The following is a 25600-nucleotide window of genomic DNA, read 5'->3' on the forward strand; positions in this document are numbered from 1 at the left end:
CTACTCAACCCACGGGGCCCGGGGCTGCGCGGCTACTCAACCCGCGGGGCCTGGCGCTGCGCGGATGCTCGAACCTACCCGTGGGTCGAGTGCCGCGCGCAGCACGGTGTATCGAGACCGGCAAGTCGTGTGCGTGCGGGAGGTCTCGATACGCGCTGCGCGGCTACTCGACCCACCGGATCTGCTGCTGCGTTATGGGCGATGTTTCACGTGAAACTTCGGTGGGGTCACGGGAGGGTCGCGAGGAAGACGCGGGTGGGCTCGTCGACGATCCCCTCCCCCAGCACGCGCGTGCTGACATCGCGCAGACCGAGCTTCCGGATCGTCTTCGACGCCGCGACCATTTCGTCGGCGACGCGGGCGCCCTTCATGAAGACGAATTCGCCGCCCGAGCGCAGGAGCGGGGCGGTGATGGGGAGGAGCTTTGAGAGGGCGGAAACCGCGCGGGCTGTCACCTGATCGAGAGGCGCCGGAAGTCGCACGTCTTCAGCGCGCGCCCGCAGCACCTCGACGTTGTCGAGCTCGAGTGCTGCAGCTTCCTCGGTGAGCCAATCGACCCGGCGTTCCATCGGCTCGATCAAGACCATGCGCACGTCCGGACGCGCGATCGCGAGCACCAGTCCCGGAAGACCGGCCCCACTTCCCACGTCGCCCACGCGACCCGGGCGCAACAGTGGGGCGAGCAGAGCGGAGTTCAGCACATGCCGCGACCAGAGACGCGGGAGCTCGAGGGGTCCGATGAGACCTCGGAGTTCGCCCTCGCGCGCGAGATCCGCCGTGAAGCGTCGGGCGAGTTCGAGCCGATCTCCGAAGAGGGCTGCGGCAGCCTCCGGTTCGGCCTCGAACTCGGTCACCGCGCGCCCCGATGTTTCACGTGAAACATCACGACTACTTGGCGGTGATCACCGTGTGGCGGTCCCGGCCCTCACCCTCGGACTCCGAGTGGTAGCCGCGCTCGCTCACGATGTCGTGCACGAGCTTGCGCTCGTAGCTAGTCATGGGGGGCAGGGAGGCCGACGCCGCACCACCCTCGATGCGCGAGATCGCGTGTTCCACGATCGCCGCCAGCTCTTCGGCTCGCGCGTCGCGCGACCCCCCGATGTCGAGGATCAGCCGCGAGAACCGACCGGTCTTCGCCTGAACCGCCAGGCGGGTCAGCTCCTGCAGCGCCGTCACCGTGTCGGGCTTGGACAGCAGGTCGAGGTTCGAACCGGACGACGCCGTCACGGACAGGTAGGCGCGTCCCGCGCGGGCGTCGATGTCGATGTCACCGTCGATGTCGGCGATGTCGAGCAGTTCCTCGATGTAGTCGGCGGCGATGTCGCCCTCGTCGACGATCTCCTGCTCGGTCGGCGCGACGTCCAGTTCGGTCACGTTCTCGTCGGTCACTTCTTGGGTCCCCCCTGCTTCTTGGCGCGCGACTTGCCGACCGGCTGCTGGCGCTGCGTGGTCACCGGCTTCTCCGGCTCGTCGTCCACCGACGCCGCGATGGCTGCTGCGTCGTCGGCCATCTTGTTCCGGTTGCGCTTCGCGAGTCGTGCTTCACGTGCGAGCGCAGCCTCCGAACCGGGAGTGGGCATGTTGCGGATCACGAGCCACTGCTGCACGAGCGTCCAGATGTTGGAGGTCAGCCAGTAGAACATCACGCCGATGGGGAAGGCGAGACCCGAGAACAGGAAGACCACCGGGAGGATGTACAGCAGCACCCGCTGCTGGCGGTACATCGGGCTCGCCTTCATCTCGGGCGTCTGGTTCTTCGACATGATCTGCAGCTGCGTGTAGAACTGCGACGCCGTCATGATGAGGATCATCGCGATGGCGATGACCGCCACGGCGACGTTCCCGTAGTTGAACGCGTCGACGAGGCTGTACTTGAGGGGCGCGACGCCGAAGAGGGTCGCGTTCGTGTACTGGTCCGCCAGCTCCTGCGTCAGCAGCCCGACGCCGGCCTTGTCCTGCCGGGCCTCGTTCAGCACCGAGAACAGACTGAAGAAGATCGGCATCTGGATGAGCAGCGGCAGGCACGACGAGAGCGGGTTGGTGCCCGCGCGCTGGTAGAGGGCCATGGTCTCGCGCTGCATCGCCTCGCGCGAGAACTGATCCTTCTTGCCGCGGTACTTGTCCTGGATCTTCTTGAGCTCCGGAGCGACCTCGAGCATCTTGCGCTGGCTCTTGATCTGCCGCACGAAGATCGGGATGAGGGCCGCGCGCACGATGAGCACGAGGCCCACGATCGACAGCACCCAGGTGAGGCCGGCCGCCGGGTCGAGACCCAGCTGGGTGAAGGTCCAGTGGAAGCCCACGAGGATGGCCTCGATGACCCACTTGATGGGCCAGAGGATCGTTCCCAAGAAGTCCATACGGCTTGATCAGCCCTTTCCGTGTCCCGCGGCCACGAAGCCGAATCGGGTGAGGTGATAGTGGTCGTGGTGACGGCGCGACTCGGGCACGTCGTCGATGCCGCCACGCGCCCAGGGGTGGCAGCGCAGGATGCGCCAGCTGCCGAGCGCGATCCCCTTGATGACGCCGTGCTGCTGGATCGAACCCATCGCGTAGGCGGAGCAGCTCGGGTAGTAGCGGCAGACATCTCCGTACAGCGGCGAGATCACGGCGCGGTACCCGCGCAGCACGGCGACGCAGATGTTCCTCGGCAGAAGCCAGAGGAAGAGGCCGATGCGCTTCATCGGATCAGTGCGGGGTCGAGGATCGCGTGCATCTCGGCGGAGAGACTAGTCCAGTCGCGCTGAGCGGAACCGGGGAGGGCTCGCACCACGACGTCGGAGCCGCGCCCGCCCGCATCGACGATGGAACGACAGACCGCCCGCATCCGGCGTCGCACGAGATTCCTCTCGACGGCGTTGCCCACCGTCTTGGCGACGATGAACCCGAAGCGGGCGGGATCGGCGGGATCGCGCTCCACGCGGTAGATGAGCGTGCCGGGGGTCGACGTTCGGCGCCCACGGCGCACGATCGCACGGAAGTCCGAGGGCTTGACCACTCGGTTCGCCCTGGCCAGCACGTCGCCCGACTACGCGGAGAGCTCGGTGCGCCCCTTGCGACGGCGGGCCGCCAGAATGGCACGGCCGGCGCGCGTGCGCATGCGGAGGCGGAAGCCGTGCTTCTTGGCGCGGCGCCGGTTGTTCGGCTGGAAGGTTCGCTTGCTCATGGTGATATCTCCTGGACCCGGTGTACGGCGACCGGGAAAGAACGGGGTCGGCGCCTGAATGCCGACAACCTGTTAAAAATAGGGCCTCGACCGGCAACGGTCAAACCGTGAGCGAGCATACGCGCACGACCTCAACGTCCGCCGAGAGGGACTTGTCCACAGTCGGCTATCCACAACTAAGGTGGTCGTCAGCCTCGTGCGAGCCCAGAACCCGGCAGGCTCGGCGGAGAACCGCGTCCCGTCTTGTGGACAGAGCTGTGAATAACCATCGAGGAACCGACGACAGATGAGCGAACCCGGAGACCCCACACGGGAGTTGTGGACGGCCGTCCAGGCACGACTCGCGTCGGATGAGCGCATCACGCCGCAGCTCCACGGCTTCATCAACCTCGTCGAGCCGAAGGGGGTGCTCGGGGAGACCATCTACCTCGAGGTGCCGAACGAGCTCACCCGCGGCATGCTCGAGCAGCGCATCCGTGTGCCCCTGCTCGACGCGCTCGTCGACCTCGACGGCGACGTCGCCAACTTCGCGATCGTCGTCAACCCCGACATCCAGCCCACGCTCCAGCCCGTGGTCGACGAGGGCCTCGACACCCCCTCACACTCCGAGCAGGTCAGCCCGGTCATCGAGCTGGGACGACGCAGCGACTCGCGGCTGAACCCGAAGTACAACTTCGACAACTTCGTGATCGGGGGATCCAACCGATTCGCCCACGCGGCCGCGGTCGCGGTCGCCGAGGCGCCGGCGAAGGCCTACAACCCGCTCTTCGTCTACGGCGACTCCGGACTCGGTAAGACCCACCTCCTGCACGCCATCGGTCACTACGCCGAGAGCCTCTACCCCGGGATCCGCGTGCGGTACGTGAGCTCCGAGGAGTTCACCAACGACTTCATCAACTCGATCGCCAACAACCGCGCCTCGGTCTTCCAGTCGCGCTACCGCGAGATCGACATCCTGCTGATCGACGACATCCAGTTCCTGCAGGGCAAGGACTCCACCCAGGAGGCCTTCTTCCACACGTTCAACACGCTGCACGATCACAACAAGCAGGTCGTCATCACGAGCGATGTGGCGCCCAAGCACCTCACGGGATTCGAGGACCGGATGCGGTCGCGGTTCGAGTGGGGTCTCATCACCGACGTCCAGGCGCCGGACCTCGAGACGCGCATCGCGATCCTGCGCAAGAAGGCGCAGTCGGAGCGTCTGCAGGTGCCCGACGACATCCTCGAGTACATGGCCACCAAGGTCTCGAGCAACATCCGCGAGCTCGAGGGAACCCTCATCCGCGTCACCGCCTTCGCCAACCTCAACAAGACGCCGGTCGATCTGGCCCTCGTCCAGACGGTGCTGAAGGATCTGATCACCCTCGACGAGGACAACGTCATCTCGCCGGTGGACATCATCAACCACACCGCGGAGTACTTCAAGCTCTCGGTCGACGACCTCTACGGCTCGTCCCGGTCGCAGGCGGTGGCCACCGCCCGCCAGATCGCGATGTACCTGTGCCGGGAGATGACGAGCCTCTCGCTGCCGAAGATCGGGCAGCTGTTCGGCAATCGGGATCACACCACGGTGATGTACGCCAACAAGAAGATCAGCGAGCTCATGAAGGAGCGTCGCTCGATCTACAACCAGGTCACCGAGCTCACGGCACGCATCAAGCAGGACCAGCGCTACCGTCCCTGATCCCGCCGCGGCGAAGCTGGGAAACCGCCTGACGGTGGTTGCACAGTCTGTGGAATGACATGTGGATAACTTCGGGATGGGATGTGCACCGCGCCGAGACCGCATGTGGACAGCGGAATCCGTCGCCGGCGAGTTCACCCCTGTCGACCCCGAGGAGTGCGCAGGCCGCCCACATCTTCCACGGATGTAGTTCCCCGGCGTCGGCGGGGCACACGATACTTATCCACAGTTCGCACAGGCGTTAACACGATTACCTCTCTCCATCCCTTCTTGGCCGCCCGATAACCGAACACCGCCCGGTCCGTGCCAAGATCGTTGGACACCGACCCGGGTGCGGATTCATCCCGAACTCAGACAGGAGTGGCGCGTGAAGTTCCAGGTGAATCGCGACGTCTTCAGCGAAGCTGTGTCGTTCGCGGTCAAGCTTCTGCCGCAGCGGACGACGCAGCCCATCCTCAGCGGCGTGCTGCTCGAGGCCGACGGCTCATCGCTGACGCTCTCGTCGTTCGACTACGAGGTCTCCAGCCGCACCGAGATCACCGCCGAGGTGGACGACCCGGGAACCGCACTCGTGTCGGGTCGACTGCTCGCCGACATCGCGAGCCGGCTCCCCAACGCCCCCGTCGTGTTCGAGACCGTCGACGGCAAGATCCAGGTCAGCTGCGGTTCCGCGCGCTTCACCCTGCTGAGCATGCCCGTCGAGGAGTATCCGACTCTTCCTCAGATCGACGAGCAGACCGGCGTGCTCCCCGCCGAGGAGTTCGCGGCCGCCGTGTCGCAGGTCGCCGTCGCCGCCTCGCGCGACGATGTCACCCCTGTCATCACGGGTGTGCAGCTCGAGGTGGGAGAGAACAACCTGTCGCTCGTCGCCACCGACCGCTATCGCGTCGCCGTCCGCGAGATCGACTGGGACTCCGGCACCTCGTCGGCCGCCGGCACGACGGCGCTCGTCCCGGCGCGCACGCTGTCGGAGATCGGCAAGACCTTCGCGCACTCCGGAACCATCGGCGTCTCGATCGTGCGCGGTGACGACCGTGAGCTCATCGCGTTCAAGGCGGACAAGAAGACGGTGACCTCCCTGCTCATCAAGGGCAACTTCCCGCCGGTGAAGCGCCTGTTCCCCGAGTCCGTGGACAACTACGCGGTGCTCAACACGGGCGAACTGATCGAGGCGACGCGACGCGTGTCGCTCGTGCTCGAGCGCGAGGCGGCCCTGCGCTTCAGCTTCTCGTCGACCGACGGTCTCACCCTCGAGGCGGCCGGTTCCGAGCAGGCGCAGGCATCGGAGACGATCGACGCGCACCTCGTCGGCGAGGACACCGTGGTCTCCCTCAAGCCCTCGTTCCTGCTCGACGGTCTCGGCGCGGTGCACTCGGAGTTCGTGCGGATCTCCTTCACCAAGACGGAGAATCCCAACAAGCCCGGCCCCGTGCTCATCACGAGCCAGTCCTCCCGCGAGGCACCGGGATCCGACAACTACAAGTACCTGCTGCAGCCGAACCTGCTGCTGCGCTGAGAATCGACCGCGCTCCGCGCGGAAGGGGAGCTCCCATGCACATCGGACTCGTGGGGCTCGGCCGGATGGGCAACAACATGCGCACCCGGCTGCGGGCCGCCGGCATCGAAGTCACCGGGTACGACCCGAACCCCGAGGTCACCGACGTCCCGGATCTCAGTGCGCTCGCCGCCGCGGTCCCCTCGCCCCGCGTGGTGTGGGTGATGGTGCCGTCGGGCGAGATCACCACGAACGTCATCACCGAGCTCGCCGGGGTGCTCGGCGAGGGCGACCTCGTGATCGACGGCGGGAACTCCAAGTTCACCGAGGACGCCCCGCACGCCGCCCTCCTCGCCGAGCACGGCATCCACTTCGCCGATTGCGGCGTCTCCGGGGGGATCTGGGGCGCCGAGAACGGCTACGGCCTGATGGCCGGCGGTGCGGCCGCCGACATCGAGCGGGCCATGCCGGTCTTCGATGCGCTCCGGCCCGAGGGTCCGCGCGCCGAGGGCTTCGTCCACGCCGGCGCGGTCGGGGCGGGGCACTACGCGAAGATGGTGCACAACGGCATCGAGTACGCACTCATGCAGGCCTGGGCCGAGGGCTATGAGCTCCTGGATGCCAAGGACGAGTTGATCCACGACGTCACCGGCGTCTTCAAGGCCTGGCAGCGCGGCACGGTCGTGCGCGGATGGCTCCTCGAGCTGCTCGTGCGGGCCCTGGAGGAAGACCCCGAGTTCACCGACATCGAGGGCTACGTCGAGGACTCCGGCGAAGGTCGGTGGACCGTCGAGGAGGCGCTCAACAACGCGGTGCCGGTGCCGACGATCTCGGCATCGATCTTCGCCCGGTTCGTGTCGCGCCAGAAGGACTCCCCCGCGATGAAGGCGGTCGCGGCGCTGCGCAAGCAGTTCGGCGGCCACGCGGTCCGCAAGGCCTGACCCGGTCCGTGTTCGTCTCGCACCTCGAACTCGCGGACTTCCGGAACTACCACTCCGCCTCGCTCGCCCTCGCACCGGGGCCCAACCTCATCGTCGGCAGCAACGGGCAGGGAAAGACCAACCTGGTCGAGTCGATCAACTACCTCGCCACCCTCGGGTCGCACCGGGTCTCGACGGACCAGGCGCTCATCCGTCACGGTCGGGACGTCGCGGTGGTGCGCGCCCGCCTCGAGCACGGCGGGCGGCAGCTTCTGGTGGAGCTGCAGCTCAACCGCACGGGCGCCAACCGGGCGCAGTTGAACCGGGCCGCCGCGAAGCCCCGCGACCTGCCCCGCCACGTGCACGCCGTGCTCTTCGCCCCGGAGGATCTCGCGCTCGTGCGGGGCGAGCCGTCGGGACGACGGCGGTTCCTCGATCAACTGCTCGTGCAGCTGACCCCGCGGATGGCGGGGGTGCTCGCCGACTACGACCGGGTGCTCAAGCAGCGCAACACACTGCTCAAGTCGGCGCGGGCGGCGCGCGTGGGAGCGGCCCAGCTCTCGACCCTCGACGTGTGGGACGAGCGCCTGATCGACCTCGGCTCCGAGATCATCGAGGCGCGCGGTGAGCTCGTCGGGGGCCTGCGTCCCTTCGTGGGAACGGCGTACGCCGCGATCGCCGGAGAGGTGCACGAAGCCGAGCTCGCGAGCGAGCTCTCGATCCTGGGTGCTGCGCCGGATGAGGAGACCGAGGTGAGCGAGCAGTCGGTGCGGTCCGAGATCGATCGGACCGAGGCGGTCTCCGCGTTCACGACGGCCCTCGCGCGGAACCGTCGCGCGGAGCTCGAGCGCGGGCTCACCCTCGCCGGTCCCCACCGCGACGATCTGCTACTGCGCCTGAACGGCCTGCCCGCGCGCGGCTACGCCAGTCACGGGGAGTCCTGGTCGTTCGCGCTCGCTCTGCGCCTCGCCTCCGCGGCGCTGCTGCGGGCGGACTCCGCCTCCGGTGATCCGGTGCTCATCCTGGACGACGTCTTCGCCGAACTGGACGAGAGCCGCCGGCTCCGGCTGGCCGACGCGGTGGCCGGCTACGAGCAGGTGCTCATCACCGCGGCGGTGGAGTCGGATGTGCCGCCGGCGCTCGCGGCGCACACGGTGCGCATCCGAGCCGGAGAGGTGATCGACGAGGCGGGCGGCGCATGACCGGCGATCGCGAACCGGAGCACATCGCGGTCTACCGGAGGATGCGTCGCATCTTCGGCGACCCCGAGCTGCGCTCCTCCGACGCCCGGCGGCGGCAGAGCGCATCGCGCGACGAGACGACCGTGCCCTACGGCACCGGACGCGATCCGCGGGAGCTCGATGCCGTGCTCGACGCGCTCACCTCGTCGATGGGGTGGACCTCGCCGCTGGCCAAGTCCGAACTGCTCGTGGGGTGGGCGGAGCTCATCGGCGCGGATGTCGCGGCGCACGCGGAGCCGGTGTCGGTCGAGGACGGTCAGCTCACCGTGCGCTGCGACTCGACCGCCTGGGCGCAGCAGCTGCGCTCCATGCGCACCACCGTGCTCGCGCGGATCGCGGAGCGGCATCCGGCGGCGGGTATCGAGTCGATCCGGTTCCTGGGGCCGGACGCCCCCTCGTGGAAACGCGGTCCTCGCGCCATTCCAGGGCGCGGCCCGCGCGATACTTACGGCTGAGACGACAAAAGAGGTCGACCGGGTCGGAAAAGTCGCTCAGAGGGGCGATTCCGCAGGTTTCAGACAGCCCGCTGAGGTAGGATCGAGAGGGTCAGCGGAGCCCCTCACCAGGGTATCCCGATCGTGATCGTCAGGAGCCCCGTCCTACATGAACGCCCCTTCTTCGCGCCCCGCGCCGGACAACTACGGCGCCGAAGCCATCCAGGTTCTCGAGGGTCTCGAAGCGGTCCGCAAACGACCCGGCATGTACATCGGGTCGACCGGTCCGCGCGGCCTGCACCACCTCGTCTACGAGATCGTCGACAACGCGGTCGACGAGGCGCTCGCCGGCTACTGCGACGACATCCAGGTGACGATCCTCGGCGACGGCGGGGTGCGGGTCTACGACAACGGCCGCGGCATCCCGGTCGACATGCACCCGGTCGAGAAGAAGTCCACCGTCGAGGTGGTGCTCACCATCCTGCACGCCGGCGGCAAGTTCGGCGGCGGCGGCTACGCCGTCTCGGGCGGCCTGCACGGCGTCGGCAGCTCGGTCGTCAACGCCCTCTCGCACCGGCTCGAGGTCGACGTCGAGCGGCAGGGCTCGCACTGGACGATGTCGTTCCACGACGGCGTGCCGGACGCGCCGCTCGCGCAGGGCGCGAGCTCGGACGCCACCGGCACCACGGTCACCTTCTGGCCGAACGGCGACATCTTCGAGACCGTCGAGTTCGACTACGAGACACTGCGCACGCGCTTCCAGCAGATGGCGTTCCTCAACAAGGGCCTGCGCATCCAGATCACCGACGAGCGCGAGCTGGACGACGAGGGTGCGTCGCGGCACGAGGTGTTCCTCTACGAGCGGGGCCTCGCCGACTACGTCGAGTACCTCAACGGCACCAAGAAGGCCGAGGTGATCCATCCGGAGATCATCGACTTCGCCGCCGAGGAGGTCTCGGGTGGCGGCGACACCGTCGAGAAGCGCATCTCGCTCGAGATCGCGATGCAGTGGACGACGGCGTACTCCGAGAGCGTCCACACCTACGCGAACACGATCAACACCCACGAGGGCGGCACCCACGAGGAGGGATTCCGGGCGGCGCTCACCACTCTCGTCAACCGCTACGCCCGCGACAAGGGGCTGCTCAAGGAGAAGGACGAGAACCTCTCCGGAGACGACGTGCGCGAGGGCCTCACCGCGGTCATCTCGGTCAAGCTCAGCGAGCCGCAGTTCGAGGGGCAGACGAAGACCAAGCTCGGCAACACCGAGGCGAAGTCGTTCGTGCAGCGCGTCGTCGGCGAGCAGCTCGGCGACTGGTTCGAGCGCAACCCGAACCAGGCACGGGATGTCATCCGCAAGTCGATCCAGGCGGCCAGCGCCCGCATCGCCGCGCGCAAGGCGCGCGAGCAGACCCGACGCAAGGGCCTGCTCGAGGGCGGCGGCATGCCGGGCAAGCTCAGCGACTGCTCCAGCAAGGACCCGTCGCGCTCAGAGATCTTCCTCGTCGAGGGCGACTCGGCCGGCGGTTCGGCCAAGACCGGCCGCAACCCCGAGACGCAGGCGATCCTGCCGCTGCGCGGCAAGATCCTCAACGTCGAGAAGGCGCGCCTCGACCGCGCGCTCGGCAACGCCGAGATCCAGGCGATGATCACCGCCTTCGGCACCGGCATCGGCGAGGACTTCGACGGCGCGAAGGCCAGATACCACAAGATCGTGCTGATGGCGGATGCCGACGTCGACGGCCAGCACATCACGACACTGCTGCTCACCCTGCTGTTCCGCTACATGCGTCCGCTCATCGAGATGGGCTACGTGTATCTCGCGATGCCTCCGCTGTACCGGGTGAAGTGGACGAACGCCGACCACGAGTACGTCTACTCCGACCGCGAGCGCGACGCCGTGCTCGAGGCGGGACTCGCCTCCGGGCGCCGCCTCCAGAAGGAGAACGGCGTGCAGCGCTACAAGGGTCTCGGCGAGATGAACCACCAGGAGCTGTGGGACACGACCATGAACCCGGACACCCGCACCCTGCGGCAGGTGACCCTCGAGGACGCGGCGATCGCCGACGGCATCTTCGCGACGCTCATGGGCGACGACGTCGAGGCGCGGCGCCACTTCATCCAGACGAACGCCAAAGACGTGCGGTTCCTGGACATTTAGCGACGTCGGTTTCGACACGCGGCTTCGCCGCTACTCAACCGGCTGACTAGCGAGAGAGAACCATGGCAGACGACACCACGACCGAGCAGGACCTGCCGGCCGGCGACCGCATCGAGCAGGTCGACCTGCAGCTCGAGATGCAGCGCAGCTACCTCGACTACGCGATGAGCGTCATCGTCGGGCGCGCGCTGCCCGACGTGCGCGACGGCCTGAAGCCGGTGCACCGCCGCGTCATCTACACGATGTACGACGGGGGATACCGCCCCGATCGCGCCTTCTCGAAGTGCACCCGCGTCATCGGCGACGTCATGGGACAGTTCCACCCGCACGGCGACAGCTCGGTGTACGACGCGCTCGTGCGACTCGTGCAGCCGTGGTCGCTGCGCTACCCGCTGGCCCTCGGCCAGGGCAACTTCGGATCCCCCGGAAACGACGGCGCCGCCGCCCACCGGTACACCGAGACCAAGATGGCGCCGCTCGCCATGGAGATGGTCCGCGACATCGACGAGAACACCGTCGATCTGCAGGACAACTACGACGGCCGCACGCAGGAGCCCACCGTGCTGCCGGCGCGGTTCCCGAACCTGCTCGTCAACGGGTCCGTCGGCATCGCCGTCGGCATGGCCACCAACATCCCGCCGCACAACCTGCGCGAGGTCGCCGACGCCGCGCTGTGGGCGCTCGAGCACCCGGACGCGACGCGCGAGGAACTGCTCGAGGCGATCATCGCCCGCGTGAAGGGCCCCGACTTCCCCACCGGTGCCCAGATCCTGGGCGTCAAGGGGATCCACGACGCCTACCGCACCGGCCGCGGCGCCATCACGATGCGCGCCGTCGTCAACGTCGAGGAGCTCCAGGGGCGCACCTGCCTCGTCGTGACCGAGCTGCCGTACCAGGTCAACCCCGACAACCTCGCCGAGAAGATCGCGCTGCTCGTCAAGGAGGGCAAGCTCCAGGGCATCGCCGATATCCGCGACGAGACCTCGGGCCGCACCGGTCAGCGGCTCGTGATCATCCTCAAGCGTGACGCGGTCGCCCGCGTCGTTCTGAACAATCTCTACAAGCACACCCAGCTGCAGGAGAACTTCGGAGCGAACATGCTGGCCATCGTCGACGGCGTCCCGCGCACGCTGTCGATCGACGCCTTCATCAGCCACTGGATCACCCACCAGATCGAGGTGATCGTCCGCCGCACGCAGTTCCGCCTCGACAAGGCCGAGGCCGACGCGCACATCCAGCGCGGCTACGTGAAGGCGCTCGACGCGCTCGACGAGGTCATCGCCCTCATCCGCCGCTCCCCCGACGTCGAGGAGGCGCGGGCCGGCCTCATCAAACTGCTGAAGATCGACGAGCTGCAGGCGGATGCGATCCTCGCTCTGCAGCTGCGTCGCCTCGCCGCACTCGAGCGCAAGAAGATCCAGGACCGGCTGGCGGAGCTCGAGGCCGAGATCGCCGGGTACAAGCTGATCCTCGCCGACGAGTCGCGCCAGCGTGGCATCATCACGGCGGAGCTCACCGAGATCGCCGCCAAGTACGGCGACGACCGGCGCACCGAGATCCTGTTCGGCTTCGACGGGGACATGTCGGTCGAAGACCTCATCCCCGAGGAGGAGATGGTGGTCACCGTCACCCGCGGCGGCTACATCAAGCGCACCCGCAGCGACAACTACCGCAGCCAGCACCGCGGCGGCCGCGGGGTCAAGGGCGCGCAGCTGCGCGCGGACGACGTGGTCGAGCACTTCTTCGTCACCACCACCCACCACTGGCTGCTGTTCTTCACCACCAAGGGCCGGGTCTACCGCGCGAAGGCCTACGAGCTGCAGGAGGCGGGCCGCGACGCGAAGGGTCAGCACGTCGCCAACCTGCTCGCGCTGCAGCCCGACGAGCAGATCGCGCAGGTGCTCGACATCCGCGACTACGGGGTCGCCCCGTACCTCGCGCTCGCGACGCGCGGCGGCTACATCAAGAAGACCGCGCTCACCGAGTACGACACCAACCGCACCGGCGGCATCATCGCCATCAACCTCAACGAGGGCGACGAGGTGGTCTCGGCGCTGCTCGTCGACGAGTCGAGCGACGTGCTGCTGGTCTCGCGCCACGGCCAGTCGCTGCGCTTCACGGCCGACGACAACTCCCTGCGCCCGATGGGCCGCTCCACCGCCGGCGTGCACGGGATGAAGTTCCGCGACGGCGACACGCTGCTGTCGGCATCCGTGGTCGCCCGGGGATCGGAGACCGAGCCGAGCGAGGACGACGCCGAAGACGTGGTCGAGGGGCCGTTCGTGTTCGTGGTCACCGAGGGCGGCTTCGCCAAGCGCACCGCGGTGTCGCAGTACCGGGTGCAGGGGCGCAACGGATTCGGCATCCTGGTGGCCAAGCTGACGGAGGCGCGCGGCGAACTGGCGGGCGCTCTCATCGTGGATGCGGACGACGAGGTGCTCGCAGTTCTCGCCAGTGGCAAGGTGATAAGGTCTGCCGTGGCCGAGGTCCCGCCGAAGGGCCGGAACACGATGGGCGTAAAGTTCGCCCAGCTCGCCGACGACGACCGGATCATCCAGGTCGCGCGCAACAGCGAGCGAAACCTCGGCACAACAGACTCCGACGAAACCGAGCCCGCGGGCCCGGATGCCCAGAACACGGACGCAACGCCCGATGAGGCGCCCGGAAAGGACGACAGCGAATCATGAGCAGTGTCGCCGAGAAGCTCCAGCGCAAGGAGCACCGCAGCGCGAGCGCCAAGCAGGTGCGGCTGAAGCTCGTCTACCTCGACTTCTGGTCGGTCGTGAAGTTCAGCTTCCTCATCTGGCTGTGCCTCGGCATCGTGCTCATCGTCGCGGCGGTGCTCGTCTGGATCGTGCTCAACTCGACGGGCATTTTCGGCAGCCTCAACAGCCTGCTGCGCGACATCCTCGGCAACGAGAACTTCTCGATCACCGACTCGTTCGGTCTCGGCCAGGTCGTGCTGTTCTCCTTCGTCGTGGCGGTGCTCAACACCGTGACCGGCACGATCCTCGGGGCACTCGGCGCGCTGCTCTACAACCTGAGCGTGCGGTTCACGGGCGGCATCCTGGTCGGTTTCCAGAACAGCTGAGCCGATTCGCCCCGCGCCGACGCGTGGGGTACTCTAGGCGAGGCCGTTCCACGGAACGGACCCTCTCGGGGCTATAGCTCAGGCGGTTAGAGCGCTTCGCTGATAACGAAGAGGTCCCAGGTTCAAGTCCTGGTAGCCCCACTGTGTTTGTTCTGCGCCGCGGTAATCCGCGGCGCGTCGCTCCGCGATCCGCACGAGCGTGGTCGCGCGGATCGCTGTGGAGACTTGGCAGCGTCGGGTGCGGTGGCCGCTCGGTTCGCCCACGCAGCTGATCGAGTAGCCCGCGCAGCGGGCGTGTCGAGATCTGTGACCCTCAGGGCAGCAGGATGATCTTGCCGCGGGGGGCCGAGCCGTCCTCGATCATGCGCTGGGCGTCGGCCGCCCTGTCCAGCGGCAGGGTGCGCGCGATCTCCACATCGAACTCCCCCGCGGCGGCGCGCTCCACCGCGAGCCGGATGCCCTCCGCGCGCCAGGCGGACTGCTCGGGCGTGAGCGGAACGGCGCTGCCCCCGCCCCAGGCGTGGATCCCCCAGCGCGGCGCGTCCGCCCCGCGCACGATGGTGCCGACCCGCGCCGGGTCACCGGTGAGTTCGAGCGACGCCTCGATCGCCTCGTCGGTGCCGGCGGCGTCGAGCGCGGCATCGACACCGTCGGGTGCGACGGCCCGCACCCGCTCGACGAGACCCTCGCCGTAGCTGACGGGAACGGCGCCCAGCTGGCGCAGGCGATCATGGTTCGCCGCGCTCGCGGTGCCGATCACGCGCGCCCCGAGCTTCCGCGCGAACTGCACCGCGGCCTGCCCGACCGATCCGGATGCCGCGTGCACGAGCACCGTCGTGCCGGGTCCGACATCGAGCGAGCGGAGCGCCTGATACGCCGTGCCCGCCGGGATCGGGATGCCGGCGCCCTGCGCCCAGCCGAGCGACGCCGGCTTGCGCGTGAGACCGCGTACCGGCACCACGGCGTGCGTCGCGTAGCTGCCGCGCGCGCTCGTCACGACGACCTCGTCGCCGACCGCCCACCCCTCGACACCCTCGCCGATCGCCGCGATCACGCCCGCGCCGTCGGACCCGGGAGTGCGCGGCGCGCTCAACGGATCGCTGGCGCGCCTGCCGGAGCGCAGCTTGCCGTCGATGGGGTTCACCCCGACGGCGCGCAGCGCAACCACGACCTCCGCCGCACCCGCCGACGGCACGTCGCCGTCGACGACGCGCAGCACCTCCGGTCCCCCGAACTCCGCGTACTGCACGAACCGAGCCATCCGCTCCCCCTCTTCCGTCCGTAGACATGTCTACCGCGCCTCGGACACCGGCGCTGGGGTGTCCAGCGGTCGTGGAGGATGTCCCCGCTTCGAACGGGTAGGCTCGTGGGTCGAACGGGGCCTTAGCTCAATTGGTAGAGCGCCTGCTTTGCAAGCAGGAGGTCAGGGGTTCGATTCCCCTAGGCTCCACCATCAACCATCGCCGCTGTCGCACGCTCTGGAGCGTGAAAGGTCGACCTGAGGGTCGGCCTTTCCTCGTGTGCCCGACGGGTCCGCTATCATCATAAAACGATTATCGATAGAATGGAGTCCCGATGGTCGACGCCGACGCGACGACGCCCGGCCCCCGGAACATTGTGTTCCTCTTCACCGATCAGCATCGCCGCGACACCCTCGGCTGCTATGGCAACGACGTGGTCGCGACGCCGGCCTTGGATGCGCTCGCCGCCCGCGGGATGCGTTTCGACCGCTGGCATACGCCGACCGCGATCTGCACGCCGGCTCGGGTGAGCGTGCTCACCGGCCAGGCGCCATTCCGGCACGGCGTGCTCGCGAATCACGAGCGCAATGTCGCCTACGTCGAGGACCTCCCGGACGATGTCTTCGTCTTCTCGCGCGCTCTGCGGGAGCATGGTTACAACTGCGGGCTCGTGGGGAAGTGGCACGCCGGGTATCACCTCACCGCCGCCGACTACGGGTTCGACTCGGTCGACCTGCCGGGGTGGCACAATCCGGTGGATCATCCGGACTATCTCGCCTACCTCCGCGAGCGAGGACTGCCCGAGTATGAGATCACGGAACCGATCCGCGGCACACTCCCCAACGGGCGCGCGGGCAATCTGCTGGCGGCCCGACTGCGTCAGCCGATCGAGGCGACTTTCGAGCGCTACCTGACCGATCGGGCGATCGAGCACCTGGAACGTTACGGCGGCGAGTGGAAGGAATCGGCGCGGCCGTTCTTCCTGAGTCTGAACTTCTTCGGGCCGCACCTGCCGTATCTGGTTCCGGACGAGTACTACGACATGTACGACCCCGATGCGATCGAACTCCCCGAGTCCGTCGCCGAGACCTTCGCCGACAAGCCGGCAGTGCAGCGCAATTACAGCGCGCATTGGGGGTTCGACACTCTCACGCCCGAGGAGTCACGCAAGCTCATCGCGGTCTACTGGGGATACGTCTCCCTCATCGACGCCGAAATCGGTCGGCTGAACGAGGCGCTCGAGCGGCTCGGGCTCTCGGATTCGACTGCGATCCTGTTCTCCAGCGACCACGGCGAGTTCACCGGCGCGCACCGGCTGCACGACAAGGGCCCGGCGATGTACGACGACATCTATCGCACAGCCGGGATCGTCGCGGTACCCGGATGTCCCCCCGGCCAGTCGGACGAACTCGTGAGCCTGCTCGACACAACGGCCACGATTCTCGAGCTCGCCGGTCTGGACCCCGCTCCCGCAGTGGACTCCCGCAGTCTGCTTCCGCTCGTGCGCGGGGAGGATGTCGAATGGGACGACCAGATCATCTGCGAGTTCCACGGCCATCACTTCCCGTACCCGCAGCGCATGATCCGCCGCGGGGACGTCAAGTTGGTGGTCAATCCGGAGTCACGCAACGAGCTGTACGACCTCGCGACCGACCCGTTCGAACTGCACAACCGGTATGAGCATCCCGAGTTCGCGCACGTGCGGCGTGACCTGATCGGTCGGCTGTACCGCGCTCTGCGGGACCGTGGCGACAACTTCTTCCACTGGATGACCTCTATGTACGAGATCGGCGACCTGGACTACGACCCCACCCTGAGCGCGTTCGAGCTGGGGGCGGCGGGGGACTACCAGCAGACCGCGCCCGACTCAGAGCGCTGAGTCGGCGCCCCGGCCATGGGCGTGGGCGGCGAAGAGCCGCCCCGCCGCGTCGGCGTCGCCGGCCTCGACGGCGTCGACCATGGGACTGTGCGCCAGCGCCATCCGCGTCCAGTCGCCCGTGAACAGCGGGTCGGAGACCACCCGCCACATTCGCAGGCTGGGTTCCATGAGCGTCCACAGGCGCGTCACGAAACCGTTGCCGGAGGCCTCGCAGACCTCGCGATGGAAGGCGATGTCGGCATCCCGGAAGGCTCCGATGTCGTGCGCGGCCGCGGCGGCGCGCATCTCCTCGACCCGTGCGCGGAGGGCGGCGATCGTCTCCGGCTCAGGATGCGCCGCGACCGCGCGCGCCGCGATCTCCTCGACGACGGTGCGTACCTGGCGGGCGGCATCCGCCTCCTCCGGACGGACTTCGGCCACGTAGCTGCCGCGTCGCGGCACGTGGATGAGCAGTCCTTCGTGGGCGAGGCGCTTCACGGCTTCGCGCACGGGCGCTTGGCTGACGCCGAGCGAGCGCGAGAGGTCGAATTCGACCACCCGGTCGCCCGGCGAGAGCTCGCCCGAGACGATCTGGTCACGGATCTGCGAGTAGATCTGATCCGAGAGAAGATCCCGGTTGAGTTTGGGTGCAGTTGAGGTCACGGTTTGGCTCCTCGCGTTCTTCCGACACCATATCGATACGAGCAAATCGAGAACGCGCGACTTGACGTCCTTCGACGGTCACGGCAAACTGCCAGAGTGCTATCGATATGCGATAGCCGATTCGTGAGAGGCAACAATGGTGATGCAACTTAAGCGATCACGCGCGCTCGTCGGCACCGGCATCCTGCTCGCCGGCGTCATGGCCCTCGGTGGCTGCGCGGCAACTGAAACCCCCGAAGAGCCGCAAGAGGTCGACTGGTACGTGAACATCACGGGCACGTTGACCGAAGCGGTCTACCAGTCGGTCATCGACGACTTCAACGTCGAGCACCCGAATGTGACCGTGCGGCTCCTCAACTCGGGCGGGCAGGACTACGCGACCTTCCTGGCCACCCTCGTCGCCTCCGGCAACGCGCCGGACGTCGTTGGGTCGACGCCGATCACGCCCGACAACGAAGAGCAGTTCGTCGACCTGAGCGACGAGGCGTGGGCGCAGGAAGCGGCGGCCGAACCTGGTCTGGGTCAGGCCGGGCTCTTCGGTGACGCGATCTACTACGTGCCGACCGCCTATCAGATCTCCGGCGTCTTCTTCTACAACAAGACGATGTTCGAAGACGCCGGGATCACCGAGCTGCCGACCACGTGGGAAGAGGTCGACGAGGCCGCCGCTGCGCTCAAGGCGGCCGGCTACGTGCCGATCGCGACGTCCGGTGGCTTCGTGCCCGGGGCGCAGCTGCGCATGCAGGCGTACCAGGAATTCATGGACGACGGCGACCAGTGGCTGGAGGATCGGTATGCGGGTGACGCCACCTTCGTCGACAGCGCCTGGCAGAACGTGCTCGAGCGCACCCAGCGCTGGATCCAGGAGGGCTACGTGCGTTCGGATGCGCTCGGACTCGACTACGGCACCGTCGCCGCGGACTTCGCAACCGGCGGTTACGGGATGTTCCCGATCGGGAGCTTCCTCAACGCGAACGTCGACCAGGCGACCGACCCGGCCGACATCGGCGTCTTCCCGCTGCCGTCCTCGTCCTCGGACGACCTGCCTCCGCGGGCGGTCAACCCAACCATGGGCTGGAGCGTCCTCACCGCCGGGCGCCACGAAGACGCTGGCCGTACGCTGGTGGAGTTCCTGTCCACCGACAGCGATGCGATCAACATCCTCGTGAAGGCGGATGGCGGACTCTCGCCGTACACCTCGTTCGAGATGAGCCCTCTGCTGACGGAGCTGCAGGATCTCGGTGACGCCTCGACGCCGATCTCGTTCGAGCGCGGCGACAACGTACCGCCCCCGGGTTTCCCGCAGGGCGTGCTGAGCCTTTCCCAGAAGCTCTTCACGGGTTCCTCCCCGGCGGATATCGCCGCCGAGATGGACCAGTGGTGGACCTCGAACGTGGGCCAGTGACGGCCATCTCCAAGGGCGCGGTGGGGCGGGTCTCCCGTCCCACCGCGCCCCTCGGTCGCCGGCTCGCCGGCCTCGCCGAGTTCCCGATGGCATTCCCGGCGATCGCCTTGTTCGCCCTGTTCGAACTGCTGCCGACGGTGCTCGCAGTCGTCTACAGCTTCGCGTCGCTGGACTCGTTCGGCACGTTCCGCGGCTTCGTCGGATTCGACAACTACGTGCGGCTGCTCAGCGACGCGAACTCAGTGCGGGCGCTGGGGGTCACAGCGGTGCTCGCGTCGGTCGGCACGGTGCTGATCAACGTGATCGGGGTCGGCCTCGCGGTACTGCTCAACCACCCCGGCACGATCTACCACCTCTATCGGGCCGCGATCTTCTACCCGTTCGTGATCAGCGGACTGGTCGTCGGGTTCATCTGGCGTGCGATCCTCAATCCGGATGGGGCAATCAATTCCCTGCTGCGCGGCATCGGGCTCCCCGCGATCCCCTTCCTCTCGGACGGGAACACCGCGCTGGCGACCGTCATCGGGGTGACGATCTGGAACAGTCTGGGCGTCACCGTCATCCTGTACCTCGCGGGGCTGCAGACCGTCCCGGCAGAGCTGCTCGAGGCCGCGTCGGTCGACGGGGCGAACGCCTGGCAGCGATTCCGCAAGATCGTCTGGCCGCTACTCGGACCCACTGTCACGATCAACATCGTGTTGACGTCGATCGGTCTGCTGCGCACCTACGACCTGATCGTCTCGCTGACCGGCGGCGGCGGGCCGGCGGGACAGACCGAGACCATCGCCTACCGAATCATCTCGCTGGGCCTGGCGGGTGGTCAGGTCGGACAGTCGAGTGCGGGCGCCGTACTGCTCTTCCTGGCGACGATCGTCCTCGCCGGTGTCGTACTGCTACTCCGTCGCCGGAACGAGGACATCACATGACCACCACCCCCTCGATCGCTCCCGTGCGCCCGACACGGCGTCGGCGCGGCCGCGCGGGTGCGCGTGCCGCCGCCGTCGTGCGCCACGCCGTGCTGATCCCGATCGCCCTGCTCTGGCTCGTGCCGCTCTACGTGGTGATCATCAACGCGTTCAAGACCAATGGCGACATCGTCGCCGCCCCGTTCGAGATCCCGTTCGACCGCATCTCGTTGGAGTACCTGCAGTTCGCCCTGGTGAACCCGAACTTCAACGTCGTCGGCGCCTACGGGTACACGGCGCTGCTCGTCGTGGTGAACATCGTTCTGCTCATCGTGATCGCCGGTCCCGTCTCATACGTGATCTCGCGGGGACTGAACACCCGCCATCGGGCCTTGCTGTTCTACTTCCTGCTCGGCACCTTCATTCCGGGACAAGCGATCCTGATCCCGGCGACCACGGTGCTGCGCACCCTCGGGCTGATGAACTCCTTCCCCGGGCTCGTGCTGTTCCAGGTCGTCGCCCACCTGCCGGTCACGATCTTCCTGTTCGTGGGGTACATCCGATCGATCCCGCGGAGCATCGACGAAGCCGCGATCATCGATGGCGCCGGGATGTTGAGGCGCTACTGGTCAGTGATATTTCCTCTCATGAGGCCGATCGTCGCGACGGTCGTGATTCTGACCGGCATGGGCGTCTGGAACGACTTCGTCCATCCGCAGATCATCCTCGGGCCGTTCTCGCCGAAGACCGTGACGACGGGCATCTACGCGGCCTTCGGGCTCTACGTCAACGACTACACGATCATCTTCCCCGACCTGCTGTTGGCGATCGCGCCGCTGCTCATCTTCTTTGTCTTCATGCAGCGGCATATCGTGAGCGGTCTCACCACGGGAGCGCTCAAGTCGTGACGGTCAGAGGTGGTACGCCCGCGACGCGTTGTCGGACAGATGCTCCTCGCTGAGCCCGGGCACCGTCGAGACCACCAGGGTCACGGCGGTCTCCAACGACGCCGTCGAGTCGGCCACCCGGCGGCAGATCGGCCAATCGGAACCGACCAGCAGCCGGTCGGCGCCGAACGCGTTCAGGATGTCGACGACGTCAGGGGCTGGCCGTCCGCTGTCCCGCCAGGCGTCGTTGGTGAGGAGCCCGGAGACCTTGACGAAGACCGTGGGCACGGTCGAGAGGTCGAGCATGGCGGCCCGCCATTCCGCCCGGGATTCGGGGTCGGCGGGCACGCCGCCGAGGTGGTCGATCACCACGTGCGACGGGGCGGCTTCGGAGGCCGCGCGGTACCAGGACGGCCGACCGTGCCACGGGGCGGCCGTCTCGAGCGCGACCGACGGGGCGGCCGCCGCGAAGGCGGCGATCCCTGCCGCGGTCGGCGCCCCGGCGCCCCGCCGGGAGTCACGCAGGCCGACGAGGGCGCCCGGGCCGCGTTCGGCATCCAGGGCACGGTCCACGTCGGCGGGGGAGTCGAATCGCGCGGCACAGACGACGCCGGCGATGCGCGGTTCAGCGGCGGCGATCGCGAGGAGGCCGGCTGCCTCCGCCGCGGGGTCGCCGTGCCCGGCCTCGACGAGGATGTGGCGTCGCGGAGATCCGAGCTCTTCAGCGAGCAGATCTGCGACCGAGTACTCGCGACGCATCACGGCGGGCGAGTTCGCCAACCACGCGTGCCCGCGCTGCGGATTCCATACATGGGCGTGGGTGTCGATGGGCAAGGCGTCCGCGGTCATAGGTGCACTCTATCGATTATCGAATTAGGTGTGTTAGCGTGGTTGACGGCGCGAGGTAGCGTTCGGAATCCGGAGGAGCGAGACAGGTGGACTCGACGATGAGCCACATCGCCGTGACGGAGACGTGGCAGACCGCGCCTGACTGGGCGCTCGGGCAGCGGCGACTCTTCGCGGCCCTCGACGAGGCGTGGCGCACGTTCAGTGTGACGTTCGCCGAGCCCGACGGGCGGTTGCGGTTCTCGGGCCGACTCGGAGGACTGCCCGACGACCGGGACGGTGTCGACGACTTCTACGAGCCGTTCTTCAACTGGCCCCTGCTCTACATGCTCGGGGGCAGCAGCGATCTGCTCGAGGTGTCGAAATGGCACTGGACCGGCACGACAGCGCATCTCGCCGAGATGGGGATGCTGACGCGGGAGTACGACCGCGGGTACGACTGGTTCCACCAGGGAGAGGGCCTGCTGTTCTTCTTCGGCATCTGCCTCGCGGATCCGGATGACGATGCCTTCCGTGCGCGGGTCGTGCGATTCGCCGGCCTATACACCGATCCCCGGAACGGCAACTACGACCCCGCGCACCGCATCATCCGTGCCCCGCAGTCGGGTGCCGACGGTCCGCGCGAGGGCCTCAACGGTAGTGGAGTGTTCCCGTGGAGTCCGGTCCTCGCCCGCTACGGCCTGCCGCTGGAGTGGGTAGCTCCCGGAACCACGATCGACGACCTGATGAACGACCCGGCGAAGGCGCGCACGTACGCGGACGAGATGGCGCGGCGCATGGGGCGCGGCGATGTGGCCGTGAACCTCGTCGCGACGAGCCTGGCCACTACGGCGTACCTGGTGACCGGCGATCCGCATTATCGCGACTGGGTGTTGGAGTACGCCGGTGCCTGGCGCGATCGCGCGCTCGGCGGCACGCTTCCCGACAACGTCGGCCCCGACGGCACGGTCGGCGAACTGCTGGGCGGCCGCTGGTACGGCGGGCACTACGGATGGACGTGGCCGCACGGCATCAACTCCGTCGGGACCGCCGCCGTCGTCGCGACGCAGAACGCGGTGCTGATCGGCGGGGGGACCTCGTTCCAGGAACTCGGGCGTACCCCGCTGCGCATGGCCGTGGACCAGGCACGGGTCGCCATCCCGGCCGAGCAGGCGATGAGCTTCCCGGAGCGCTGGAAGGAGCGGCTCGGCCCGCGGTGGGTCGAGCCCACGCTGCTCGTGCCGCTCCGCCACGGTGAACACGGATGGTTCGACTTCCAGCCCATGCGCACCGCCCTCAGCTTCGGGATGTGGCACCTCACCGGCGACGAGCGCGACCGGCTGCAACTCGACGACCTGGAGGCGGGCTCGAGCTACCCCTGGACCGACGTCGATGTGTTCAGGAGCAAAGAGGAAGCGGGGCATGAGGAGCCCTGGCTGGTCTATCTCGACGGGCGCAACCCCGACTACCCCCGCCGCGTGCTCGACGCCGCGCTCGCCGTCGTCGCCGACCGTCTCGCGCGCATCCGCGCCTCGTCGGGTGAGGTCGGGGCGGACTTCAATCTCTGGCAGCAGCTCTCCCCGGTCGTGACCGAGGCGCTGATGCAGTTGACCTGGGGTGCGCCCCAGGTGCTCTACAACGGCGGGTTGCCCCAAGCCCGGGTGCGGTACTTCGATCCCGCAGCCCGCCGACCGGGACTCCCACCCGGCGTCGCGGCGCTGGTCACGTCGATCGACCCCGACCGGTTCCGGGTCGAGATCGTCAACACGGAGCAGACAGCGCGGTCGGTTGTCGTGCAGGCGGGTGCCTTCGCGCAGCATGCCGTGCGGGAGGCGGCCGTCAACGGCTCCGCGGTGCCGCACGGCCGCTCGGAGCTGTGGCTCGACCTCCCCGGCCGCGGCGTCGCCGTACTCGAACTGCGCCTCGACCTCAACGCGAATCCTCCGACCGCCGCGAGCCCGTTCTCGCGTCCCGACCGACTTACACGACAGGAGGGTGTGACCCATGGGTGACCTCAATTTCGAGCTCCCGATCCGGGGCGGTGAGTATCGCCGCCCCGACGCGAATATGCTCGAAGGCTTGGCCGAGGTGGGCGCGGCGACCGCGTGCGCCAAGCTCCACCAGATGGGCATCCGGCGTACCTTCATCGAAGGTCCGCGTCCGATCAGCCCGGGGCAGTCGGTGCGTGGCGCCGCCCTCACGCTGCAGTTCATGCCGCAACGCGAGGACATCGCTTCCGGCACCGCGCAGGAGGACATCGAACGCACCACGGCGCTCTGGGCCGTGCTCGAGCAGGTGCAACCCGGTGACGTCCTGGTCATCCAGGCATATGGGAACCCGTACACGGGCTGCCTCGGCGACATGCTCGTGCGCTACTTCAAACGCCGCGGCGGAGCCGGCATCGTCGTCGACGGGTACATCCGCGACTTCGACCGGGTCTCCCGGCTCGGGGTGCCCATCTGGTGCCTCGGAGCGACCCCGCACTACGCGTCGCAGTCGGACCTGTTCCCGTGGGCGTACGACGTACCGATCGCGGTCGGCGGCGCGCTCTGCCTGCCGGGCGACGCGATCGTCGCGGACGACGATGGAGCCGTGGTGGTTCCGCAGTCCCGGGCGAAAGAGCTCGGCGATGTCGTGCGCGAGCACCAGGAGTGGGAGGCATTCAGCCGGATGCGGCTCGACCAGGGGGCGCGGCTGTCGGACTACTACCCGCTGAGCGCGAACTCCCGCGACGAATACGAGCGGTGGAAGACGGGCTCGTGACGACAGAGACGTCCGACGTGCGGGCTGTCGACGAGAACGGTGTCTGGCCCTTCGTCTCCGACGTGACGCTGGCCGGGATCCCGTCGACGTACCTCGCGCAGCCCGATCGTGGGGATGCGCCCATGGTGCTGTTCTCCAACGGGTTCGGCGCCCCGCGATCCGAAGCGGTGCTGCCGGGCATTCCGCAGAACCGCATCTCGCCGCGGCTCGTCGCGGGCATGCTGACGGCGGGGTACCGCATCCTCGTCCCCGAGAATCCGGGTCACGGCGAACGGCTCGGCGACGCCCCGTCGCCCTTCGATGCTCTCGCGAGGTGCGCTCGCGGCGAGGGGGCTGATCTGCTGCGCACCGCGATGGAGGAGACTCCCGCCCTGATCGACGGCGCGGTCAGTGCGGGACTCGTCGGGCGAGCCGAGGACGTCGTCATCGTCGGACATTCCTGGGGTGGTCTCCACGCCATCCTCCGACTGCTTGGCGACGCGCGCATCCGGGGAGGCGTCGCACTCATCCCGGTGATCGAGCCCACCTCGCTGCCGGCGTTGGCCGAGTTCGGCGCGCATTCCCGCCTGGCCGACCTCGACCTGACCGAGCTCACGCGGCAGCATCTCGCGGGGCGCCCGTTGTCGCTGCTTGCCGGGCAGACCGACTGGATCGCTCCGGCGGCGCTCGCCCATCGGTTCGCCGTGCGGTTGCGTGCCGATCCCGACGGAGCAGGCGACGCCGTCGAATACGAGGAGATGTCGGATGCCGGTCACGGTTATCACGCGCGCGAACTCGACCACGTGATGGAGTGGCTGGCGCATGTCGCTCCCGTCGACCAACGGGCGGTCGCCGATGGGTGACCGACCCCTCCGGCGG

The 25600-nt window shown here is 68.1% G+C and carries 24 protein-coding genes and 2 tRNA genes; 17 read left to right on the forward strand and 9 right to left on the reverse strand.

Annotated elements, in window-relative coordinates; translation table 11 throughout:
* Positions 1-227: 227 nt before the first annotated feature.
* Genes rsmG through rpmH form a run of 6 tightly spaced genes read right to left on the reverse strand, consistent with a single transcriptional unit; the run spans position 228 to position 3166 of the window.
* Positions 228-854: a 16S rRNA (guanine(527)-N(7))-methyltransferase RsmG gene (gene rsmG / locus NUH29_RS10995; RefSeq protein ID WP_258799167.1), complete on the reverse strand. Its 627-nt coding sequence runs from the start codon at positions 852-854 to the stop codon at positions 228-230.
* A 34-nt stretch (positions 855-888) separates the two neighbouring features.
* Positions 889-1389 carry a Jag family protein gene (locus tag NUH29_RS11000; protein ID WP_258799168.1) on the reverse strand — a complete coding sequence of 167 codons (501 nt, stop codon included), beginning with the start codon at positions 1387-1389 and terminating at the stop codon, positions 889-891.
* A complete protein-coding gene (gene yidC, locus NUH29_RS11005; protein ID WP_258799169.1) occupies positions 1386-2360 on the reverse strand; it encodes a membrane protein insertase YidC in 975 nt (324 codons plus the stop codon). Before yidC ends, NUH29_RS11000 begins: the two co-directional genes overlap by 4 nt.
* A 9-nt stretch (positions 2361-2369) precedes the next feature.
* Entirely contained in the window at positions 2370-2684 is a 315-nt protein-coding gene (gene yidD, locus NUH29_RS11010) for a membrane protein insertion efficiency factor YidD (protein WP_258799170.1), read from the reverse strand.
* Positions 2681-3019 (reverse strand): ribonuclease P protein component, encoded by a 339-nt coding sequence (rnpA, locus tag NUH29_RS11015; protein WP_258799171.1) that lies wholly within the window; start codon positions 3017-3019, stop codon positions 2681-2683. The genes yidD and rnpA overlap by 4 nt, the downstream gene beginning before the upstream one ends.
* A gap of 9 nt (positions 3020-3028) precedes the next feature.
* Complete coding sequence (gene rpmH / locus NUH29_RS11020) at positions 3029-3166, reverse strand: 50S ribosomal protein L34 (RefSeq protein ID WP_021010601.1); 138 nt, start codon at positions 3164-3166, stop codon at positions 3029-3031.
* Positions 3167-3452: 286 nt separating this feature from the next.
* On the opposite strand from rpmH, the gene dnaA reads away from it, so the two are divergent.
* The 9 genes from dnaA (at position 3453) to NUH29_RS11065 (ending at position 14336) form a co-directional block, all read left to right on the forward strand.
* On the forward strand, positions 3453-4853 hold the full coding sequence (dnaA, locus tag NUH29_RS11025; protein ID WP_258799172.1) for a chromosomal replication initiator protein DnaA: 1401 nt from the start codon (positions 3453-3455) through the stop codon (positions 4851-4853).
* Between the two features lie 367 nt (positions 4854-5220).
* On the forward strand, positions 5221-6369 hold the full coding sequence (gene dnaN / locus NUH29_RS11030; RefSeq protein ID WP_258799173.1) for a DNA polymerase III subunit beta: 1149 nt from the start codon (positions 5221-5223) through the stop codon (positions 6367-6369).
* A gap of 35 nt (positions 6370-6404) precedes the next feature.
* Positions 6405-7289, forward strand: coding sequence for a phosphogluconate dehydrogenase (NAD(+)-dependent, decarboxylating) (gene gnd, locus NUH29_RS11035; RefSeq protein ID WP_258799174.1), 885 nt, complete (start codon positions 6405-6407; stop codon positions 7287-7289).
* Between the two features lie 8 nt (positions 7290-7297).
* Positions 7298-8470, forward strand: a complete 1173-nt coding sequence (gene recF / locus NUH29_RS11040; RefSeq protein ID WP_258799175.1) for a DNA replication/repair protein RecF — start codon at positions 7298-7300, stop codon at positions 8468-8470.
* Positions 8467-8964: a DciA family protein gene (locus NUH29_RS11045; protein ID WP_258799176.1), complete on the forward strand. Its 498-nt coding sequence runs from the start codon at positions 8467-8469 to the stop codon at positions 8962-8964. The genes recF and NUH29_RS11045 overlap by 4 nt, the downstream gene beginning before the upstream one ends.
* Before the next feature lie 148 nt (positions 8965-9112).
* The gene (gene gyrB / locus NUH29_RS11050; protein ID WP_258799177.1) at positions 9113-11104 is read left to right on the forward strand and encodes a DNA topoisomerase (ATP-hydrolyzing) subunit B; all 1992 of its coding nucleotides are present in this window, start codon (positions 9113-9115) and stop codon (positions 11102-11104) included.
* A gap of 62 nt (positions 11105-11166) precedes the next feature.
* Positions 11167-13791: a DNA gyrase subunit A gene (gene gyrA / locus NUH29_RS11055; RefSeq protein WP_258799178.1), complete on the forward strand. Its 2625-nt coding sequence runs from the start codon at positions 11167-11169 to the stop codon at positions 13789-13791.
* The gene (locus NUH29_RS11060) at positions 13788-14195 is read left to right on the forward strand and encodes a DUF3566 domain-containing protein (RefSeq protein ID WP_258799180.1); all 408 of its coding nucleotides are present in this window, start codon (positions 13788-13790) and stop codon (positions 14193-14195) included. Before gyrA ends, NUH29_RS11060 begins: the two co-directional genes overlap by 4 nt.
* 67 nt (positions 14196-14262) lie before the next feature.
* Positions 14263-14336 (forward strand) — tRNA-Ile (locus NUH29_RS11065).
* Positions 14337-14508: 172 nt separating this feature from the next.
* Here NUH29_RS11065 and NUH29_RS11070 read toward each other — a convergent pair.
* Entirely contained in the window at positions 14509-15456 is a 948-nt protein-coding gene (locus tag NUH29_RS11070) for a quinone oxidoreductase family protein (RefSeq protein WP_258799182.1), read from the reverse strand.
* A gap of 116 nt (positions 15457-15572) precedes the next feature.
* Here NUH29_RS11070 and NUH29_RS11075 point away from each other — a divergent pair.
* Both NUH29_RS11075 and NUH29_RS11080 read left to right on the forward strand, forming a co-directional pair.
* Positions 15573-15648: transfer RNA gene (locus NUH29_RS11075), tRNA-Ala, on the forward strand.
* A 122-nt stretch (positions 15649-15770) separates the two neighbouring features.
* Positions 15771-17315, forward strand: a complete 1545-nt coding sequence (locus NUH29_RS11080; RefSeq protein WP_258799183.1) for a sulfatase family protein — start codon at positions 15771-15773, stop codon at positions 17313-17315.
* Here NUH29_RS11080 and NUH29_RS11085 read toward each other — a convergent pair.
* A complete protein-coding gene (locus tag NUH29_RS11085; protein ID WP_258799184.1) occupies positions 17304-17957 on the reverse strand; it encodes a GntR family transcriptional regulator in 654 nt (217 codons plus the stop codon). The two genes, NUH29_RS11080 and NUH29_RS11085, sit on opposite strands and share 12 nt — an antisense overlap.
* A 136-nt stretch (positions 17958-18093) precedes the next feature.
* On the opposite strand from NUH29_RS11085, the gene NUH29_RS11090 reads away from it, so the two are divergent.
* From NUH29_RS11090 to NUH29_RS11100, 3 genes are read left to right on the forward strand one after another with little or no spacing between them, the layout of a single operon-like run.
* Positions 18094-19362 carry an ABC transporter substrate-binding protein gene (locus NUH29_RS11090; protein WP_258799186.1) on the forward strand — a complete coding sequence of 423 codons (1269 nt, stop codon included), beginning with the start codon at positions 18094-18096 and terminating at the stop codon, positions 19360-19362.
* Positions 19359-20288 carry a carbohydrate ABC transporter permease gene (locus NUH29_RS11095; RefSeq protein WP_258799187.1) on the forward strand — a complete coding sequence of 310 codons (930 nt, stop codon included), beginning with the start codon at positions 19359-19361 and terminating at the stop codon, positions 20286-20288. Before NUH29_RS11090 ends, NUH29_RS11095 begins: the two co-directional genes overlap by 4 nt.
* Complete coding sequence (locus tag NUH29_RS11100) at positions 20285-21175, forward strand: carbohydrate ABC transporter permease (RefSeq protein WP_258799188.1); 891 nt, start codon at positions 20285-20287, stop codon at positions 21173-21175. The genes NUH29_RS11095 and NUH29_RS11100 overlap by 4 nt, the downstream gene beginning before the upstream one ends.
* 3 nt (positions 21176-21178) lie before the next feature.
* Here the strand turns inward: NUH29_RS11100 and NUH29_RS11105 are convergent, their stop codons facing one another.
* Positions 21179-22003: an amidohydrolase family protein gene (locus NUH29_RS11105; protein WP_258799189.1), complete on the reverse strand. Its 825-nt coding sequence runs from the start codon at positions 22001-22003 to the stop codon at positions 21179-21181.
* An 86-nt stretch (positions 22004-22089) separates the two neighbouring features.
* On the opposite strand from NUH29_RS11105, the gene NUH29_RS11110 reads away from it, so the two are divergent.
* Genes NUH29_RS11110 through NUH29_RS11120 form a run of 3 tightly spaced genes read left to right on the forward strand, consistent with a single transcriptional unit; the run spans position 22090 to position 25584 of the window.
* A complete protein-coding gene (locus NUH29_RS11110) occupies positions 22090-23991 on the forward strand; it encodes a DUF8034 domain-containing protein (protein WP_258799190.1) in 1902 nt (633 codons plus the stop codon).
* Positions 23984-24742 (forward strand): RraA family protein, encoded by a 759-nt coding sequence (locus NUH29_RS11115; RefSeq protein ID WP_258799191.1) that lies wholly within the window; start codon positions 23984-23986, stop codon positions 24740-24742. The genes NUH29_RS11110 and NUH29_RS11115 overlap by 8 nt, the downstream gene beginning before the upstream one ends.
* On the forward strand, positions 24739-25584 hold the full coding sequence (locus tag NUH29_RS11120; RefSeq protein ID WP_258799192.1) for an alpha/beta hydrolase family protein: 846 nt from the start codon (positions 24739-24741) through the stop codon (positions 25582-25584). The genes NUH29_RS11115 and NUH29_RS11120 overlap by 4 nt, the downstream gene beginning before the upstream one ends.
* Positions 25585-25600 lie beyond the last annotated feature (16 nt).

This window comes from Protaetiibacter mangrovi, from assembly GCF_024752305.1.
Lineage (GTDB): Bacteria > Actinomycetota > Actinomycetes > Actinomycetales > Microbacteriaceae > Homoserinibacter > Homoserinibacter mangrovi.

Coding starts and splice junctions, on each gene's coding strand:
- gyrA (WP_258799178.1), top strand. CDS start 11,167: ATGGCAGACGACACCACGACCGAGCAGGACCTGCCGGCCGGCGACCGC.
- gyrB (WP_258799177.1), top strand. CDS start 9,113: ATGAACGCCCCTTCTTCGCGCCCCGCGCCGGACAACTACGGCGCCGAA.
- gnd (WP_258799174.1), top strand. CDS start 6,405: ATGCACATCGGACTCGTGGGGCTCGGCCGGATGGGCAACAACATGCGC.
- rpmH (WP_021010601.1), bottom strand. CDS start 3,166: ATGAGCAAGCGAACCTTCCAGCCGAACAACCGGCGCCGCGCCAAGAAG.
- NUH29_RS11115 (WP_258799191.1), top strand. CDS start 23,984: ATGGGTGACCTCAATTTCGAGCTCCCGATCCGGGGCGGTGAGTATCGC.
- NUH29_RS11100 (WP_258799188.1), top strand. CDS start 20,285: ATGACCACCACCCCCTCGATCGCTCCCGTGCGCCCGACACGGCGTCGG.
- NUH29_RS11045 (WP_258799176.1), top strand. CDS start 8,467: ATGACCGGCGATCGCGAACCGGAGCACATCGCGGTCTACCGGAGGATG.
- yidC (WP_258799169.1), bottom strand. CDS start 2,360: ATGGACTTCTTGGGAACGATCCTCTGGCCCATCAAGTGGGTCATCGAG.
- NUH29_RS11060 (WP_258799180.1), top strand. CDS start 13,788: ATGAGCAGTGTCGCCGAGAAGCTCCAGCGCAAGGAGCACCGCAGCGCG.
- NUH29_RS11090 (WP_258799186.1), top strand. CDS start 18,094: ATGGTGATGCAACTTAAGCGATCACGCGCGCTCGTCGGCACCGGCATC.
- yidD (WP_258799170.1), bottom strand. CDS start 2,684: ATGAAGCGCATCGGCCTCTTCCTCTGGCTTCTGCCGAGGAACATCTGC.
- dnaA (WP_258799172.1), top strand. CDS start 3,453: ATGAGCGAACCCGGAGACCCCACACGGGAGTTGTGGACGGCCGTCCAG.
- NUH29_RS11070 (WP_258799182.1), bottom strand. CDS start 15,456: ATGGCTCGGTTCGTGCAGTACGCGGAGTTCGGGGGACCGGAGGTGCTG.
- NUH29_RS11080 (WP_258799183.1), top strand. CDS start 15,771: ATGGTCGACGCCGACGCGACGACGCCCGGCCCCCGGAACATTGTGTTC.
- NUH29_RS11105 (WP_258799189.1), bottom strand. CDS start 22,003: ATGACCGCGGACGCCTTGCCCATCGACACCCACGCCCATGTATGGAAT.